This window comes from Methylobacter sp. BlB1 (assembly GCF_015476545.1).
In the GTDB taxonomy this organism is placed as follows: domain Bacteria; phylum Pseudomonadota; class Gammaproteobacteria; order Methylococcales; family Methylomonadaceae; genus Methylobacter.
Map to the genome: position 1 here is coordinate 1 of NZ_JADMKV010000042.1, position 18,091 is coordinate 18,091.

General features: G+C 54.0%; 13 protein-coding genes. 8 read left to right on the plus strand and 5 right to left on the minus strand.

Translation table 11 applies throughout. The annotated features are described in order from the left end of the window. Together IT781_RS22430 and IT781_RS14935 are read right to left on the minus strand one after the other, a co-directional pair. Positions 1-200, minus strand: a 200-nt coding sequence (locus IT781_RS22430; protein ID WP_228779180.1) for a hypothetical protein, incomplete at its 3' end; no start/stop codon positions are given. Positions 201-253: 53 nt separating this feature from the next. Further along, on the minus strand, positions 254-757 hold the full coding sequence (locus tag IT781_RS14935; RefSeq protein WP_194970974.1) for a hypothetical protein: 504 nt from the start codon (positions 755-757) through the stop codon (positions 254-256). Between the two features lie 546 nt (positions 758-1,303). On the opposite strand from IT781_RS14935, the gene IT781_RS14940 reads away from it, so the two are divergent. Both IT781_RS14940 and IT781_RS14945 read left to right on the plus strand, forming a co-directional pair. Next, entirely contained in the window at positions 1,304-2,515 is a 1,212-nt protein-coding gene (locus IT781_RS14940; protein WP_194970975.1) for a S8 family serine peptidase, read from the plus strand. A 341-nt stretch (positions 2,516-2,856) separates the two neighbouring features. Continuing rightward, positions 2,857-3,774: a hypothetical protein gene (locus IT781_RS14945; RefSeq protein WP_194970976.1), complete on the plus strand. Its 918-nt coding sequence runs from the start codon at positions 2,857-2,859 to the stop codon at positions 3,772-3,774. A 122-nt stretch (positions 3,775-3,896) separates the two neighbouring features. On the opposite strand, the gene IT781_RS14950 is transcribed toward IT781_RS14945, so the two are convergent. Continuing rightward, positions 3,897-5,198, minus strand: coding sequence for a sugar MFS transporter (locus tag IT781_RS14950; protein ID WP_228779181.1), 1,302 nt, complete (start codon positions 5,196-5,198; stop codon positions 3,897-3,899). 285 nt (positions 5,199-5,483) lie between these two features. Continuing rightward, positions 5,484-7,673: a glycoside hydrolase family 3 N-terminal domain-containing protein gene (locus IT781_RS14955; RefSeq protein WP_228779182.1), complete on the minus strand. Its 2,190-nt coding sequence runs from the start codon at positions 7,671-7,673 to the stop codon at positions 5,484-5,486. Positions 7,674-8,259: 586 nt separating this feature from the next. On the opposite strand from IT781_RS14955, the gene IT781_RS14960 reads away from it, so the two are divergent. The 3 genes from IT781_RS14960 (at position 8,260) to IT781_RS14970 (ending at position 12,742) form a co-directional block, all read left to right on the plus strand. After that, entirely contained in the window at positions 8,260-11,859 is a 3,600-nt protein-coding gene (locus IT781_RS14960) for a non-ribosomal peptide synthetase (RefSeq protein ID WP_194970978.1), read from the plus strand. Between the two features lie 29 nt (positions 11,860-11,888). Beyond that, positions 11,889-12,080, plus strand: a complete 192-nt coding sequence (locus tag IT781_RS14965; protein WP_194970979.1) for a hypothetical protein — start codon at positions 11,889-11,891, stop codon at positions 12,078-12,080. Between the two features lie 131 nt (positions 12,081-12,211). Next, entirely contained in the window at positions 12,212-12,742 is a 531-nt protein-coding gene (locus IT781_RS14970) for a hypothetical protein (protein WP_194970980.1), read from the plus strand. 250 nt (positions 12,743-12,992) lie between these two features. Here IT781_RS14970 and IT781_RS14975 read toward each other — a convergent pair whose 3' ends face one another. Next, positions 12,993-13,247 (minus strand): hypothetical protein, encoded by a 255-nt coding sequence (locus IT781_RS14975; RefSeq protein ID WP_194970981.1) that lies wholly within the window; start codon positions 13,245-13,247, stop codon positions 12,993-12,995. On the opposite strand from IT781_RS14975, the gene IT781_RS14980 reads away from it, so the two are divergent. From IT781_RS14980 to IT781_RS14990, 3 genes are all read left to right on the plus strand, one after another. Further along, positions 13,246-15,753, plus strand: coding sequence for a TonB-dependent receptor (locus IT781_RS14980; RefSeq protein ID WP_194970982.1), 2,508 nt, complete (start codon positions 13,246-13,248; stop codon positions 15,751-15,753). The two genes, IT781_RS14975 and IT781_RS14980, sit on opposite strands and share 2 nt — an antisense overlap. Before the next feature lie 119 nt (positions 15,754-15,872). Continuing rightward, positions 15,873-17,120 (plus strand): PepSY domain-containing protein, encoded by a 1,248-nt coding sequence (locus IT781_RS14985; protein ID WP_194970983.1) that lies wholly within the window; start codon positions 15,873-15,875, stop codon positions 17,118-17,120. A gap of 236 nt (positions 17,121-17,356) precedes the next feature. Next, a complete protein-coding gene (locus tag IT781_RS14990) occupies positions 17,357-18,079 on the plus strand; it encodes a 4'-phosphopantetheinyl transferase superfamily protein (protein ID WP_194970984.1) in 723 nt (240 codons plus the stop codon). Positions 18,080-18,091: the final 12 nt, after the last annotated feature.

Consider the following 18,091-nt stretch of genomic DNA (forward strand, 5'->3'; position numbering starts at 1 on the left):
GCTTTTAACAGCCTGTGTAGGCTGGGTTGGAGCTTTAGCGGAAACCCGGCATGGGCGGCCAAAATGCTGGGTTTATCAACCCCGCCTACCGCCGCTAAAAGCTGCGGTGCTCGGCGCGGCAAACGGGAAAAGGTGCCCGTCGTAACATCAGTTAAATAATGAGAAATTTTTGCCTGCCTTGCAGTTGCGGCAAAAAGCATAAAACGAAGGCTTGGTGCTTTTTGCCGCGCGAGAAAGGACTCGGGCGTTACTGCTACCTAGCCACTACCGGGCAAGGGGCGAATTGGCAAGAAGGCGGCTGACGGCTTACATAAGAACCATCGGGGCACATTTTTACGTCCATCGTGCAGAAAGTGGAATCGCTGCCGCCGTCGACATTGCCGTTGTCAGCTGTCCCGCAGCTTGGAGCGAGTTCTACATTATAGAAGGTTCCTGCTTTGGGGCTGATTGAATGCAATTGATCGATAAAAGCGTCAAACTCTGCATCATCTGTATTGAAACCCGCTTCGGCGCACAGGGACAAATTGCCTTCGACGGGAATAGGCAGGCCGGCTCCCGGACTATTCACAATGAATTTATCGACAGTCTTATTGGCGACCGCATGGCCGATGACCTGACGGACTGTCTGCGTAGCGGCTTCATCGAGAGCGCCGCCAATGCTGCCGATGGAGACATTAACCGCACGATTTTCAGCAAAGGCGGATGCGCTGATCGACAGCGCCGATCCGAGCAAAAGCAGGCAAGCATAGTTCTTCATTTTTATTTTTCCTTTAGAGATTGAAAAACAACAAGTTGAATAGGTCCTGGTTTGAAAAGCCGGCAACGACAAGGCCAACTCATGGCGAATGTTAGCAAACAAGGAAGCGATGTCAAAAAAGATTCGATTATTTGCGGACAGCATCTCAGCCGCTCTGATCTTCACTCTTTGCCTTATGCCTGCTCATCATGTTGGGTTATATCAGGCAACGGCGAAATATAAACTGTCAGAGAGAAAGGTAAAGGACAGTATGGATCGAATTTTTCGAAACAATCATTCTTTTTTTCTTGTCTATAACGGCTGAGATGACGCAACCACGAAGACGCAGGCCGTGGTCTATTCAATAGTACTTGGGCTCGGAGTAGCCCCGTCAGTACTTAAACCTTAATTAAAACAAAGAAGCCAATGAAAAAGTATTTGTATTTAGGGTTGCTCGTTGCGTGTCAAATGGCCTCTGCCGAAGAGCTTATGTCGATCAGCGAACAAGTAAGCAAGGCGTGCACTGGGATTAAAGATGAACAATCAGGCAAGGCGTGCATTGAGGCTGTGACTGAACAAGTAAGCAAGGTGCGCAGCGAAATTATAGAAGGCTCTTACATTGTAACCCTGAATCCGGACGAACCGGAAATAATGGATCTACTCGCCGAGGTTCAGAAAAAATTAGAAGATGCGGCACAGCTTGCCAAAATTAAGGAAGACTTTGCGGTTAATCTGGGTATTGACGGGATTGTAGAAAATATCTTTTCGTCCACTCATGCCGTCCACATCAAGATGAATTCTTTTGAGGCTCAGCTGTTGAATAAGGATAAGCGCATACTCAGAATTGAGCCGGATCTGATGCTGCGCGTCCAGAATGAACAAGTCGAGCCCGGGTGGGCGTTGGACAGAATCGATGGCGACACCGCAGCGCTTGATAATATCTATCGTTGGAACGCCAACGGCGCCGGCCGGACCATTTATGTCCTCGATACCGGCGTTAATACCAGTCTGCCCGAGTTCGGGGGGCGTGCCGTTACCGTTTGGGATGTCAATGATCCCGACCACAAAACAGCAACATGGGGCCAGGATTGCAACGGACATGGGACAGCGGTGGCCGATGCGGCCGGAGGAAATCTCTTCGGAGTAGCAAAAGGCGTATCGATTATCTCGGCCAAAATAACCCAGGGCTGTTCAGATACATCCAGTTTATCTACCCATCTGTTCGCTTTCGATTGGTTGGCCAAAAATGCGCCTGCCGGCACCATTGTGAACTGGAGTAACGGGGCGAATACCCGCGACTGCAACGTTCCGGTCATCTCAACCGCACTGGAAGACGCTATGCGGGCGGCCTATGCGCATGGCGTAATCATTGTGGTGTCGGCGGGGAATGATGGCTGTGATACGGCTAACTATTCACCGACCCGGATAGATGAGGTGTTTGTAGTCGGCGCCACCGGCAGTGCTTTATTGTCGTCCGGCAAGGATATTAAATGGCCCAAATCGCGCACAGGCCGGCAGATCGATTTATTTGCGCCGGGACAAGACGTTCCTTTGTATGGACATGACGGCGCGCTCTATGCCTGGAGCGGCACATCTGTCTCTGCGCCCTTTGTGAGCGGATTGTTTGCGATCGGCTGCCAGCTGTACCCCAGCTATTGCGCTCAACCGAAACGGGCTTTTGACGGACTGAAGAGCGCCATGACGCCCAACACGGTCACCAACCCGGACGGTACGCCTTTGACGGGCGCAACGTCTTTAATGATTAAACAATCATGGTGAGCTTCTTGTTGAATTAATTGTCCGGGACCGGCTTCTTTCAATTATCCTGAAGAAGCAACCGCAACCATCCTAACGCGAGGTATGATCTTCTAGCGCGTGATATAATCTTTTTTTCTTTTTCATTCTTGATAAAAACTGGATGTCTTGAATTGTCAAATCAGGCAATTTTATGCTTTTCCTAACAATTCGACGGCATGCTGTTTCAACCTGCAGCTGCGTAAAAGGAATACTGGAGCTGAGATAGGGCAACTCCAAGATGCGATCGTAGCTTGTTTAAGGTCGCTGTGGCTTGAATCCAGCCCTATCGGTACTATAAATATAAAAAAGGAACAAAGAGACAAATGAAAAAATATCTATTTTTAGGCATGCTTGCAGTGTGTCAGGCAGCCGCTGCCGAAGACGGTCAGCCTGTCGGTGAACAAGCAAGCAGTGGGATTATAGAAGGATCTTATATTGTCACGCTGAATCCGGACGATCCAGAAGTGACAAGTTTATTCATTGCGGCTCAGGAAGAATCACAAAACATGGAGCAATCTGCCAAGATTAAGGAAGATCTTGCGGATAAGTTGGGTATTGATGGCGTTGTGGAACATATCTATCCGTCCACTTATGCTGTGCACATCAAAACGAGTTCCCTTGAAGCGGACCTATTGAGCAACGATAAACGGGTACTCAGAATTGAGTCGGACCAAATGATCGGTATAGGGTCTACTTCGGCAGAAAATTTGTCTGGGGGCAATTACCCGATGTATCAGGATGGCATCCTGACGATTCCGCGCGTCGATACGCCTGAGCGGCCCGGCAATTACCTGGATGCGACGTTCAAACAAATCGGCCAGAACCTCTGGGAGTTGCAGGGCTATAAAACAGCCAATGAATACCCGTTGCAAAAAGCGCCCATCGGACAGGCCAAGCTTGTGGTCACTGATTCCTTTCCTGTCCAGGTGTTTTTGAACATTCAAGGCACGTTTACCAGCGGTTGCGGTGATTTAGGACAAATCAATCAGCGCCTGGTCGGCAACCGCTTTGAAGTGACGGTTCATGCTGAATATCCTGACTTGCCGCCCGGCTCTTTTGCTTGTACGGCAAACATGAGGTATTTTGAGAAAAACATTCCTCTGGCCGTTTATGATTTGAATGCGGGCAACTACGAATACAGCATTAACGGCGGTGACTACACCGGCACATTCACATTGGCCAAGGATAACCGGTATCCGTTAACCAATCCCAACCTGTTGCCGGTTGAGCTCGCTCAATAATAACCTGTTACGTTAAACCGGGACAATAATCCTAAACATTGGCAAGGCTGCCGTAACTGCGATAGCCCTGCCAACTTTTCATCTTGTCGAATTTCCCTTCACTTCTAAAAGCCGATACCTGCTTAAGTTACAAGCCTATGACCTTTCCAGCCGTAATAAGCAATATATAAATAGCAGAGAACGGGAATGAAGAAAGCCTGCTGGATGCCGACCCGGTCGGCGAACAGGCCCTGCACAACGGGAATGATAGCGCCGCCGACGATGGCCGCGCATAAAATCCCGGAGCCCTGGCCTGTGTGCTTTCCCAAGCCGTTGACTGCCAGAGAAAACAGGGTCGGGAACATGATGGAGTTGCACAGTCCTACGGCCAGAATGGACCACATGGCCAAAGGGCCGGCGCCGACCATGCTGGCTACAACCAGGGTGGAGGCGGCCAGGGCATTGAACGCCAGGACTTTGCCGGGCTGGATATTGCGCATGGCGATCGCGCCGGCGAAACGGCCGACCATGGCGCCGCCCCAGTACAGCGACACGTACTTCGCCGCCTCGTGCTCGGCCAGTCCCGAAATATTAGGCTGAGCCAGATAATTGACCAGAAAGCTGCCGATAGAGACTTCCGCGCCTACATAGACAAAAATGCCGACCGCGCCCAGGACCAGATGCCGATAGCCCCAGGCGCTTTCGCGAAAGGCGCCATCGGTGATATCCAGCGCATGGGCTTCGGCGGGCTCCACCTCGGGCAGTTTGATCGCGGCGAAGAGGCCGGCAATCAAAAACAAAACTGCGGCCAGCAGCAGATAGGGATGCTGCACGACGGCCGCCTGCGCGGCCTGATAGGCCGACAGATCCCCGGCGTTCAACAATTTGATTTCATCGGCCGTTTTGACGGCGGCGGACAGTATGAACAAGGCGCCGAAATAAGGCGCGATCGTCGTGCCCAGGGAATTGAAAGCCTGCGTCATCGTCAACCGGCTGGAGGCGGTTTCCGGTTGGCCGAGGATGGTCACATAAGGGTTGGCCGCGACCTGCAGCAAGGTGATGCCGGAGGCCAGTACGAAGAAAGCTGCCAGAAACAACGGATAGGAATGTTGGCCAGCCGCCGGATAAAAGAGCAGGCAGCCCAGGCCGGCTATGGACAGGCCGGTAATGATGCCGCCCTTGAAGCCGATCCTTTCAACCAGATGGCCGCTGGGCATCGAAACCACGAAATAAGCCGTAAAGAAGCAGAACTGGATCAGCATGGCCTGTGTGTAGTTCAGCGTGAATACCGCTTTCAGATGCGGAATCAGGATATCGTTCAGGCTGGTGATGAAGCCCCAGATGAAAAACAGCGATGTCAGTACGGCCAGGGAGCCGAAATAAGGGTTTTTGGTGTTGTCTGTCAGTTTGTCGGATGCCATTGGGGTATGGGGTATATTCGCCATGCTTGTATCCTGCTTGTTAATAGGTACCTGTTATATAAGCTTAAAGGATTTGACCACGAAGACGAGAAAACATAAAGCTTCGTGTCCTTCGTGGTGTTTTCTAATATCAGCTGCAGCCGGACGGGGCATGTTGCCCCGTCCGAAACGTTTGATGCTGGTTAAGCGCATTTCCTTAACCCTAACATTGCAGAAACGCTAGGGACGGGGTAACAAACCCCGTCCCGCTTGAGAGTTGCGGAGTCGATAAACGTCGAAGAAGATATGCAATGCATACCCTACGGCCTGCTATTCCGTTACGGAAAAACCGGCCGTTTCATTGCCGACCATCACCTTAAACTCGCCGGGTTCGACGATGCGCTTCATGTCGATGCCGATAAATGACAGATCGCGCGGCGTCAGGGTAAAGCTCAGGCTTTGCTCCTGCCCCGGTTCCAGCTCGACCTTTTTGAAGGCTTTGAGCTGTCTGACAGGCCGCGTTACGGAAGCCGCGACATCATTGAGATAAAGCAGCACGGTTTCCTTGCCTTTCAGCGTGCCGGTATTCTTGACGCTGACATGGACAGTGACGTTTTCGCCCATTTTAATCTGGCTCTTTTCCACGCTCAGGCCGCGTGTCTCGAACGTCGTATAGCTCAGGCCATGGCCGAACGGGTAGAGCGGTTTGTAGGTGTTGAATTCAAACGATTCGGTCGGCTTGTGATCGTACGGCACGATGTCGTTGGTGTTCCTCGGATAGCTGATGGGCAGCTTGCCGTTGGGATTGTAGTCGCCGTAAATAATGTCGGCGATGGCTTCGCCGCCTTCCATGCCCGGCAGGAAGCCCAGGATCACGCCGGGCACTTTTTCGGCAATGGCCGTGATGACGCGCGGGCGGCCGCCCAGCATCAGCAAAATGACCGGCTTGCCGGCCTCGATCACGGCATTGGCCAGGTCGATCTGCTTCTGGTCGAGCATCAATGAGTCGATATTGCCCGGCGTTTCCGTATAGGGTTTCTCGCCCAGGGCCAACAGGACATAATCGTGATTTTGAGCTTCGGCGACGACTTTGTCGACATCGATCGGGTCGTCAAACGCCTGGCCGCCGACATAGGTCACTTTGCCGGCCGACTTTGTTTGCAGGGCTTCGAAGACGGTCAGCTTGTCCTGCGGATACAGGCTCTCGCTGTCGCCCTGCCAGGTAATGGTCCAGCCGCCGTTCATGACGCTGAGCAGATTGGCGGTGGGCCCCGCGACTAGAATACTGGCGTCTTTCTTCAACGGCAGTATATGGTTGTCGTTTTTAGCCAGAATGATGGCTTCGCGCGCGGCCTGCCGGTTCGTCTCCACGGCCTCGGGCGTAGCGAAGTTGCCTTCAGCGGGCAAAACCGGCCTTTCCGGATCGAACAGCCCGGTCTGGAACTTGACGGTCAAAATCCTCGACACGGCTTCGTCTATGCGCGACATCGGCACTTCGCCGGATCGGGCCAGCTCAACCAGTAAATCATAAAAGGTAAAATCGAACGGCACCATGCTCATGTCCACGCCGGCCATCACGGCGATCTTGACCGCTTCTTTCGGGGTCGCGGCCAGCTTGTCGCGCGTATAAAGGCGCTTGATGTCTTCCCAGTCGGAGACGGTGAAGCCCTTGAAGCCCATTTCGCCGCGCAGGATCGTGGTCAGGTACTGATAGTTGGCATGGCCCGGAATGCCGTCGACTTCTGACGAATTGACCATGACCGTCGGCGCCCCGGCCTGCACGCCGGCTTCGAACGTCGGCAGGAAGTACTCGCGCAGCATGCGTTCGCCGATCCAGGCCGGCGTCCGGTCCTTGCCGTTGATCGGAAAGCTGTAGCCGACATAATGCTTCAAACAGGTCGGCAGTTTATCGGGCGCCGAGAAATCATCGCCCTGATGGCCTTTGATATAGGATGTGCCCATGACAGAGGCCAGATGCACGTCCTCGCCGTAAGTTTCCCACAAGCGCGGCCAGAGCGGTTGCCGGCCGATATCCATAACCGGCGAGAAATTCCATTGCAGGCCCGATGCGCGCACTTCGCGCGCCGTTATCTCGCCTTCCTTGAAGCTCAGTTCCGGATTGAAAGTCGCGGCCATGCTGATGGCTTGCGGAAACAGCGCGGCGCCTTGCGTATAAGTCGCGCCGTGGATTGCGTCAATGCCGTAGATAACCGGGATTTTCAGGCGCGTTCTCTGCGAGGCTTCCTGTACCGCGGCTGTTATTTTCCGCCAGGTCCCGATCGGAGCCGCTCTGTTGGCGGGCGTGAAAGGTACGTTCAGGATGGAGCCGACATGGTGGTTGATCACAGCATCTTCCAACCTGGTCCGGTCGATCGGGGGCTCTTCGCCTGATACGGCAGGCGTGCCCACGACGCTGAAGTCGATCTGCGTCATCTGCCCGGCTTTTTCTTCCAGCGTCATTTGGGACAGCAGTTCTTTTACTTTATCTTCAATGGCTTCGCTTGCGGCATGCGTATTCATGGAGCACTCCAATAGGGCAAACAGGGACAGGATTAGAATACTACGTTTTGCTTTCAACATTTTCCTTGCTAATTCAGTTGATTAAGCCGCTATAAGGCGGCGGCTTGCTTTGGGAATGAACGCCGGTCATGGACGGCAGTTCGAGGGCAGTAAAAAGTCGGGTGGTGCACCCATCAATTTTATTGTAACCGATGTTATGCATGCGCGGTTTATCCCGTTTGCAATGAACGCCACCGTTTTTTCGGCGTCTGCCGCACATGGCTGTTAACCAGCCAATAAATGGTTCATACAGCTAGCCATAACCAGAGTGAGGGTAAGGGAATTTTGAGGCGTCTATTTTTGAACAGAGAGGGCTGCATTGAGGCGCAGCTTATCCTGCGGATGCACAGGCGATCGCTTTGACCGAACGACTGCAAAAGCAAGGCTTGAGCTCGGAGACGCGGGTGGTATTTAATAAGCCGACAGGGATCGAATTGTCGGCCGCCATAAGCGAAAGCAGGGCCAGAGTTTTTGATATACTGCTCAAACTCATGCTGGACTTTTTTGAACAATCATTAACCTTCACCTTTTACAAGGAGTTTCGTCTATGGACGTGCTAGAAGTGCTTGCCTACTTGCAGGAAAAAGATATTGCCGTCAGCGCCAATGATGCCGAATTAATCGTGCGCGCACCGCAGGGCGCCCTCAATGAAGGAATAATGGCGCTCCTGCAGCAGTATAAATGGGAGCTGTTGCTCCTCCTTCAGGACGATCAAGACGATCAGGCGGCAAGCGAAACTGACGCACAGACGGCGCAACCGGTCATAATCACGCCCGACATGCTGACGCTGGTCAGCCTTACACAGGACGAGATCGATCTGATTGTCGGCAGTGTGCCGCAAGGCGCGGCCAATATCAAGGACATCTACCCGCTGGCCCCGTTGCAGGAAGGCATTCTGTTCCATCATTTGCTCGAAACCCAGGGCGATGCGTATCTGACGCGTTCGGTCATCCTGTTTGACGACCGCCCTAAGCTGGATGATTTTCTGGACGCCTTGCAGACCGTGGTCGACCGGCACGATATCCTGCGCACATCCGTGCGCTGGACCGGACTGTCCAGACCCGTTCAGGTCGTGCATAGCCGGGCGCCGCTGCCGGTTTCGGAACTGACGCTGGCCGCAAATGCCGACATACAGCAGCAATTACTCAGCCATACCGATCCGCGCCACCTGCGGCTGGATTTGCAGCGCGCACCGCTGCTTGCCACCTATATCGCCGCCGATCCGCATTCGACTGCCTGGTGGCTGGTGCTGCTGAACCATCGCATGACGTGCGACAGCTACACGCTGCAGCTGATCATGGCAGAAGTTCAGCGGGTGTTTCAGGGGCAAGGGGATCGTCTGCCGGAACCTGTGCCCTATCGCAATTTTATCGAACAGATACAGGCGACTTCACGGGTTGGACACGAAATCTACTTCAGGCAGCAACTCGGCGATATCGATGAGCCGACCGCGCCTTTCGGCCTGTTGGACACAAAAGCGGACGCCGGACAGGCCGGCGAGGCGGTTCTGGCCCTGAGCGACGATCTGGCCCAGCGCATCCGCGACAGCGCCCGACAGCACGGGGTCAGCGCCGCGGCCCTGTTTCATGTGGCCTGGGCGCAGGTTCTGGCCCGGTGCAGCGGGCGCGATGACGTCGTTTTCGGCACGGTGCTGTCCGGCCGGCTTCGGGGTTCGGCCGGCGCTGATCGGGGCATCGGCATGTTCATCAATACCTTGCCGGTACGCATCCCGCTCGCCGGCGCCAGTGTCCGGCAGCTGGTCAAATATACGCATCAGTGCTTGAATGAACTGCTGCTTCATCAATACACTCCGCTCTCGCTTGCGCTACGCTGCAGCGCCTTGCCGCCGTCGGTGCCGCTGTTTACCGCATTGCTGAATTATCGTCATGCCATTATCGCGGCCGCTCCGGATAAATCCGACGGCATGCGCGTCGTCAGCTGCGTGGAACGCACCCATTATCCTTTTACCGTTTCGGTAGACGATTCGGGGCAGGGCTTCACGCTGACTGCGCAATGCGTGCACGGCATCGACCCAGCCCGCATCAACGGTTATCTTCACACCGCCATCGCAGGGCTGGTCGAAGTATTGACTCAGGCCCCCTGGCGCTTGGCCATGGATTTCGACATCCTGCCCGCAGCGGAGCGGCGTCAGCTTCTGGTCGATTTCAACGCGACGGCGGCGGTTTATCCGCGGCACAAGTGCCTGCATCAGTTATTCGAGGAGCAAGTTGAAAAAACGCCTGATGCCGTTGCTGTCGCGTTTGAAGAACAGGCCTTGACCTATGTCGAACTTAACGCCCGCGCCAACCAAGTGGCCCATTACCTGCGATCGGAGGGCTGCGGCCCGGAGATGCCGGTCGGACTCTGCGTTGAGCGCGGTCTGGAGATGATGGTGGGCCTGCTGGGCATCCTGAAGGCCGGAGGGGCTTATGTGCCGATCGATCCTCAGTATCCCGAAGCGTGCATTGCCCACATGCTGGACGACGCGCGCATCGCTTTGCTGCTCACCCAGGCGCGGCTGGCGGCGGCATTGTCCTGTTACACGCAGGCTATCGTTTATCTGGACAGCGACTGGCCGGCCATTGCGCAATGGCCGGCCGACAATCCGTCGCCATGCAATCATCCGCTCGATCTGGCCTATATCGTCTATTCCTCCGGCTCGACGGGCCAGCCCAAAGGCGTCATGGTCGCGCACCGCAACGCCGTGCATGCGGCGACTGCGCGGTTTGCCGCCTATCAGGCGCCGGTCAGCGCTTGCCTGCTGCTGTCCTCGTTCGCGTTCGACAGCGCCGCCGGCATATTCTGGACCTTGGGGCAGGGCGGGCGCCTGTGCTTGCCGGACGAATACAGCAATACGGATCCGTCAGCGTTAGCGGTGCTGATCGAAAGGCACCAGGTCTCGCATGTGCTGGCCTTGCCGCCCTTTTACACCTTGCTGCTCGATCAGGCCCGGGCGCAGTTGCATTCCCTGAAAACGGTCATCGTTGCGGGCGAATTCTGTCCAACCGAACTGGTCAGGCGACACTGCGTGGTGCTGCCGCATGTGGCGCTATACAATGAATACGGGCCGGCCGAAGGCTCGGCGTGGAGCAGTGTCCGCCTGGACGATCCGGACGGTCTGGAACGGCCTTTGCCGATCGGCAGGCCGGTCAGCAATGTGCGGCTTTATATTCTCGATAAAATCGGCCAGCCTGTGCCGCTGGGCGCGGCCGGCGAACTCCATGTCGGCGGCGAGGGCGTGGTCAGAGGCTACCTGAACCGTCCCGAATTGACCGCGGAAGCGTTCGTTCCCGATCCGTTCCGGAATGACGGCGGCCGGTTGTACAAAACCGGCGATCTGGCACGTTACCGGCCTGACGGCAGCATCGAGTTTTTAGGCCGCATCGACAATCAGGTGCAAATCCACGGCTTCAGAATTGAGCCGGGGGAAATCGAGGCAAAGCTTATGGAGCAGCCCGGCGTGGATGAGGCCGTTGTTCTCGTGCGTGAAGACCAGTCAGGCAACAGGCGGCTGGTTGCCTATGTGGCCGCCCGCGACAGCGGGGAGGTGATCGAGGATGTCCTGCGCCAGGCTATCGGAGAGCGCTTGCCTTACTATATGCAGCCTTCGGCCTATGTATTTATGGAGAGCTTGCCTTTGAACGCAAACGGCAAAATCGATCGAAAAGCGCTGCTTACGCCTGAAAACTATATCACGGCTATGGATAAGCGCAGCGATAGCCTCAGCGATTCCATAGAACAGGCCTTGGCGGCTATCTGGATGGAAATCCTCGATACCAAGACTGTAGGGGGCAATCAGAGTTTCTTTGAGCTGGGCGGCCATTCAATGCTGGCTATGCAGGTCATCGCGCGCATTCGGGAACAGTTCGGCATCAAGCTTGCCATAGACGACATTTTCCATAAACCGACCATAAAGGAACTGGCAGCGCTGATCGTGCAAATGCAGGTCGAGCAATTGACTGTCACTGACATATCGGCGCTGTTGGGGGATATACAGCAGCTTGTTTCGGAAAGCGACAATGAAGGATTCGACGGCATTGATCCTATAGGGCAGAGCGAACAATTGACCGAGGCTGATGCGTCGGCGCTATTGGCGGAAATAGAGCGGCTGACCCATGAGGAAGTAGGTCTTATGCTTAAATTTTAAGAATTTATACCTGGTCGCCAACAAAAATAATGGATAGTGACGAACAAACTGATAGGGACGGTTTCGCCTCTCAAATCCAAGACGACAATGAAAAATTCATTTCCGATCCATTCCGGAATGACGGCGGGCGATTGTATAAAACCGGTGACCTGGCGCGATATCGGACTAGTGGCAGCATCGAATTTCCGGAGCGCATCGATGACATGCTGACAGATAGGTGAGGCTATCTCTTAATGATGCGGTAACCAGATATTAATTGTGCTGCTGAAAGCAGTGAGAGAGTCCTTCCAGGCAAGTTTGATAGCCAAAATTAAGGATCTGATTAATGCATTATAGTAATACGCGTACTTTCATGATCAGACTGCAAAGCTTGATCTCTAATAAACTTAAGAGGACGGTTGTTCTTTTCTTACTCATATTTCCCTTTGTTGTGCCGGCTGGAGGGACAGCTGAACAGGAGAATACGGATAATGCTGAGCTGGTACCGTTGATACAGCATTTGAGCAATCTGTTTTTCGATGGAAAATTAACGGTGAATGACCTCCAAAATGACTTATCCGGCACGGCTGAACAGTCAGGGAATAAAAAATCATGGTATATAAACAGTGACAAATACAAAATAAGAGTTACTGCAGAAGCTCAAACAGATGGCTCGGCAGTTAATGAACTGCAACTCTACCCCAACAATACTGAGCAGCTGGAACTCAAAGATCTTGAAAGCATATTCGGAGATTCGCGAGTTTTCGTGCGAAGCATAAATACATGGGTTGAATTTAATTCCAGGAGAAGCAAAAATGATAGAAAAGTCGCAATCACTGCGAAGCTTTATGCTCCACCGGGAAATAATGTACCCGTTTTAACGGTTAAGCTTAGATTAGAATAAACATTGCTTTGTTTGCATTAAATGTAACCACGATCGGATTCGGAATAAGTAATTACATTTTTCCTTCAGGACTTACGCATTTTGCCTGTTCAACTGCTGAAACAAGCGGTTTTAAAACCTGTGGGGGCGACTTCAGTCGCCCACTCAGAAAAAGGCGACTGCCACCAGTGCGTATTTTTCTGAAACAAGTATCCAGCCATCCCAAGGTCGCAATGATCCCTAACACAACTAATCTCGCTACAGCCCCTGGCTAAGATAAAAGTGAAGTACCGGATAACCAGCGGAATAGACGGTTCTTGGATTTTGCCTTGCCTTCGCTGCTTGCCGCGTGGTTAAAACGTGCCATGCCTATTTTCTGCGCCGCGAAACGTTCGATACGGCAAGCAAGACCATCAGCAAATAATTCCCGATTGGGCAGGTGAGGATATTGCCTAGCCCGCTCGTCTACTTCCCAATGATGCAGGATAAACGCATCGGTTAATACTAATAACAAAGGGGAGACCATGATAGACACTGCGATAAGTGCCGATGACGCGTCGGCCATGCGAAACCGCGGCCAATTACCGGCCGGCGAACCGGCAATTAATTCACCCTTCCTGAGCGGAAAGCAGGTAGCGGGTCTGGCCTTGATGCTGACATTATGTCATGCCGTGCCGGGCCAATCCGCAGCGCATGATAAAAATAAGGTGTTCCGCTTCAACATTCCGGCCGGGAGCATGGCTTCGGCTTTGATGGCCTTTTCGGAAACTACCGACACGCAATTGAGCTATCCGTCCGTGCTGGTCAGGGATGTCAAAGCCAATGCGTTGAACGGCCGCTATACGCCCGAGCAGGCGCTGGCAAAGCTGCTGAGCAATTCCAACATCACCTACCGGATTGCCGATAACCAGGTCATCGCCCTGGCTCAAGCACCGAAAGAAAATTCTCCGGGCAATTCTGTTCCTGAAAAATCGGTGGAGTTGGCGGTTATGACAGTGAAGGCCGATAGCTTGGCTCCTGATGACATCAGCCCTTACATCACATCCGAATCGACGGCGGGCTCAAAAATCCCGGTTGAAACGACCCGCATCCCGCAAAGCATACAGGTCATCACCGGCGAGGCGCTCAAGGACCAGGGCGCGCTCAGTATCGGCAACATCCTGAAACAGGTGCCTTCGGCCACCGTGATCGGAACGCGATTCAGCCGGTTTCCCAAAATAAGCATTCGCGGATTCAAAGCCGACCAGAACCGCAACGGAATACGGCAGATTTTTGGCGGAGATGTCGATTGGTCCGCGCTGAGCCATATTGAGAACGTGGAAGTATTGAAAGGGCCGGGCAGCACCGTGTACGGGCAGCAAACCAATGACGGCGGCGGGGTGATCAACGTCGTCACCAAGCGGCCGTTTGACGAATTTGCCTCCGAGTTCAGCTTTACCCGAGGCGGATATGATGAATTCGACGGCGATATCACCAGCGGACAATGGGATCTTAACGGCCCTTTATTGGCGGATGGCGCGTTGAAAGCGCGCTTTACCGGAGAAATAGAAGGCTCCGAAAGCTTCATTAATTTCCAGAACCTGGACAGGGAAAATTTCGGCTTGGCGCTCGCCTGGGACGACGGCGGCCCGGTGCGCGGCTTCATCAATGCCGAATATCAGCATCGCAGCACGGTGCCGAATCCCGGATTGCCGGTATTCGGCACCGTGCGCGGCAGCGGTTTCGGAAACATATCCCGCGACACGTATCTGGGCGAGCCTAATTTCGATAATCTTGAAATCGAAACACCTTTGGTTCAGGCCTGGCTGGACATTGATGTAGGGGAAAACTGGAAAATATCGCCACGCTTTCAATATGACGAATTCAATGGCGACCAGGATCAGGTATTTCTTGGTCAGACAACGCTCGATGCCGCAGCCGGGCGTATCAATGTAGCGCGCACGGGTAGAACCGGCTTCAAAGAAAGGGATAGATCCTACATCGGGCAAATCGACATTACCGGTACCGTGGAAACAGGCTTCCTGACGCATCAGATCTTCCTGGGCGGTGATTACACCAAGTCGCATTTCGGAACGAGCTCGATCAATCTGGCCGGTGTACCCGCCATTGACGCCCTCAATCCCGTTTATCTGGCTGCACAACCTGCGGCAGGGCCGGTACGGATCGGCAGTCACGGCACTTCGGAATTGGGCTCGTTTGCGTTTCAGGATATTATTTCGATCACGCCGGAATTTGACTTGACAGGCGGCGTGCGCCAATCCACCTACAGCGCGAAACGACTCAATATCGCCAACGGCGTAACCTCGGAAATAGATACGGACAACACGTCCTATCAGGTCGGAGGTACTTTTCACGCCACCGATTCCATCCACTTTTTTGCGGGCTACGGCGAGGGATTTTCGCCTCTCCCTGCGGTTGCGATGGCCAACGGCGCCTCGCTTGAACCGGGCGAATCCGCACAAGTGGAAGCCGGCGTCAAGATTAACTTTCCTTCCGGCCTGAGCGGAACGGCCTCGTTTTTTGACATTACGCGCAGCAACGTGACTACGCAGGACAGATTCAATCCGGGCTTTCAGGTGGCTACCGGCGAAATTCAATCCCGGGGTGCGGAGGTGGAGCTGGCTTATCAGGTGACCGAACAATGGTACGTTCAGGGCGGCTATGCCTTCATCGATGCGGAAATCACCCAAAGCAACGCGAACGATGTCGGTAACCGGCCGGAAAAAATTCCGGAGCACCAGGCCAATATCTGGACCCATTACAGATTCGACAGCGGCGTCCTGAAAAATCTGACCCTGTCCGCAGGCGCCAATTATGTCGGCAATCGCCCGTTCGACAATGCCAATACCGCCAAGCTGCCCAACTATACGACGCTGGATCTGGCCACGTCCTATACCTGGAAGAACATAAAACTGGAATTGTTCGCGAACAATGTGCTGGACAAGCGCTATTTCGTCTCGGCCGATTTTGGCCCGGCCGTGTTCCCCGGCGATCCGAGGACCATTTTCGGCCGGGTATCGTTGAAGTTTTAACCGCTTAAGCCGAAAGTGTTCTTTTCGTAATCTGATAGTTTGACGGGAACTCAGGCTATGGCTATTTGTCACCCGCCATAGCCTGCAAAGCTGCAAACACTAACCTGCTAGAAAATACCATGCCTGAAAAAACTCAATTCATTCTTGACCGCAAGAAACCGATACGTCTGTCATGGCTCAAAGCCGGCCGCAAATTGTGGCTAAACGCGCATGTCTATATCGCCCTGTCGCTGGGCTTTGTTTTTGCCTTGCTCGGACTGACGGGGTCTTTCAATGTGTTCTATTTCGAACTGGAAGAGATGGGGCTTCCCGAAGTCCATAAAGAAGCCCACGCGCAGCCGCTTCCGCTGCATGACATCATGCAGATCGTCAGGGCCGCTCATCCGCAAAGGCAGGGCACATGGAACCTGCACATGCCCGGCTATAACCGCGACTATTTATGGGCGACATATGCAAAACCTGTGGAGACCGCCGGTGAGCTCTTTGCGCCGCTGCGAATAATGATCGATCCGTACACCGGCAGGATTGTCAGTGAAACCTTCTGGGGGCGCACCGTATGGAGCCTGATTTACGAAGTGCACGCCACTTTGCTGATGGGCAAGGTAGATGCAGAAATTGGGAAGGTGATTTTTAAAATCATCTGTTTTCTCGGTGTTTTTATGTTCATATCGGCCTTGTCCGGACTTTACCTATGGTGGCCCAGGGCCGGCAAATTCAGGCAGGCCGTCACCATCAAGCGCGGCGCGAGTCCAGAGCGGCTTGTGTTCGACCTGCACAAAACGGCCGGTTTTTACAGTTCCATTGTATTGCTCATTCTGGCATTCAGCGGTTTTGCGTTCGGCTACCGCGAGCAGATCAAATCGGTGGTCAGTTGCTTTTCAGAGGTCAAGGCGGAGCGTTTCAAAACGCCGGCCGCGGTTAAGTCCGACCATCAGGGGCAAACCGAAACGATCTCCATCGACCGTGCCGTCGCAATAGCCGACCGGATTTTTTCCGGCGCGCCGGTGCGCTGGCTGGCGACGCCCGACGGCAAGGAAGGCGTCTACGTCATCGAGAAGCGGCAGGATGGCGAGGCCAGCCGCAGACGGCCGCGCAGCAAAGTCTGGATCGATCAGTACAGCGGCAAGGTGCTGGCGTTCGAAGATCCCAACCGGTTCACGGCCGGCGAAACCTTTTTAAACGTGATGTGGCCGCTGCACAGCGGCGAAGCCTTCGGATTTGCCGGCCGGGTTTTATGGAGTATAGTAGGCGTGATGCCGCTGGTTCTGTACGTTACGGGCCTGATCCGCTGGATGCAGAAGCGCAGGGCGAAGAAATTGAAGGAAAATCGGGCCAACCCGCCGGCGCTGACGGGACGCGGAATCTGAAAGAACCGAGCCGGTAAAAATAATAAAGAACAAAGAGCGCCTGGAAATACAGGCGTGGCACGAATCGATCTCTGTTCTGTTTTAGTATGCAGTGCAGGTGCGAATTCATTTATGCCCTTTACGGGTATTCGCACTGCCTGTCTATCTCGGGTTGTCCCGGGCCGAACCCACAAGGGGCACAAGTAAATTCGGCCTTACAATTGCACAATATCAGTTATTAAGACGGAGCCCATCAAATGGACGGTAAAAACATTGATCTATGGCTTGAATCATTAGCCGCAGCCGAGGATGCCTATCAACGATACTGGACGCTGCTCGATGAAGAAGAGCGGGCCAAAGCCCTGCGTTTTGTCCAGGAACAGCACCGCGTCCGGTACGTTGTCAGCCACGGTAAAGTCAGGACGATACTGGCGCGCTACATAGACAGGCCGCCTGAAGCCATCCGCTTTGCGCAGGAGGCGGCGGGCAAACCCTATCTGGTCGTCGACGGCAACCCGCACGAGGTCAGATTCAACCTGTCGCATTCAGGCGATACCATGATTCTGGCGGTTAGCCGTCATGAATCTGTCGGGGTGGATATCGAGGAATGGAACCACAGACTCGATTTTGCCGCCATCGCCAAGGAATGTTTTGCCGAATCCGAGCAGGCGTTCTGGCAGGCGTTGCCGGCGCAGGAAAAAATCGACACATTTTTCCGTCTCTGGACACGCAAGGAGAGTTTTGTAAAGACGGTCGGCGCCGGTCTTTCGCTGGATGTCTCGCAAGTCGAGACCTCGCTGGATGGGACTTCCCGATTTGTATCGTTGCCGGATCGCTATGGCGCGGCCGGGCAATGGCAGCTCGTGGACCTGGATTTGGGGCCGGGCATCAGCGGTGCCTTGGCAGTCAGGGCCGGCGGCATGGAGCGGCTTTGTTTCAGGGGACTGAACGCCCCATTTCCTGAGTCCATACAGTCATAATCTGTATTAGTC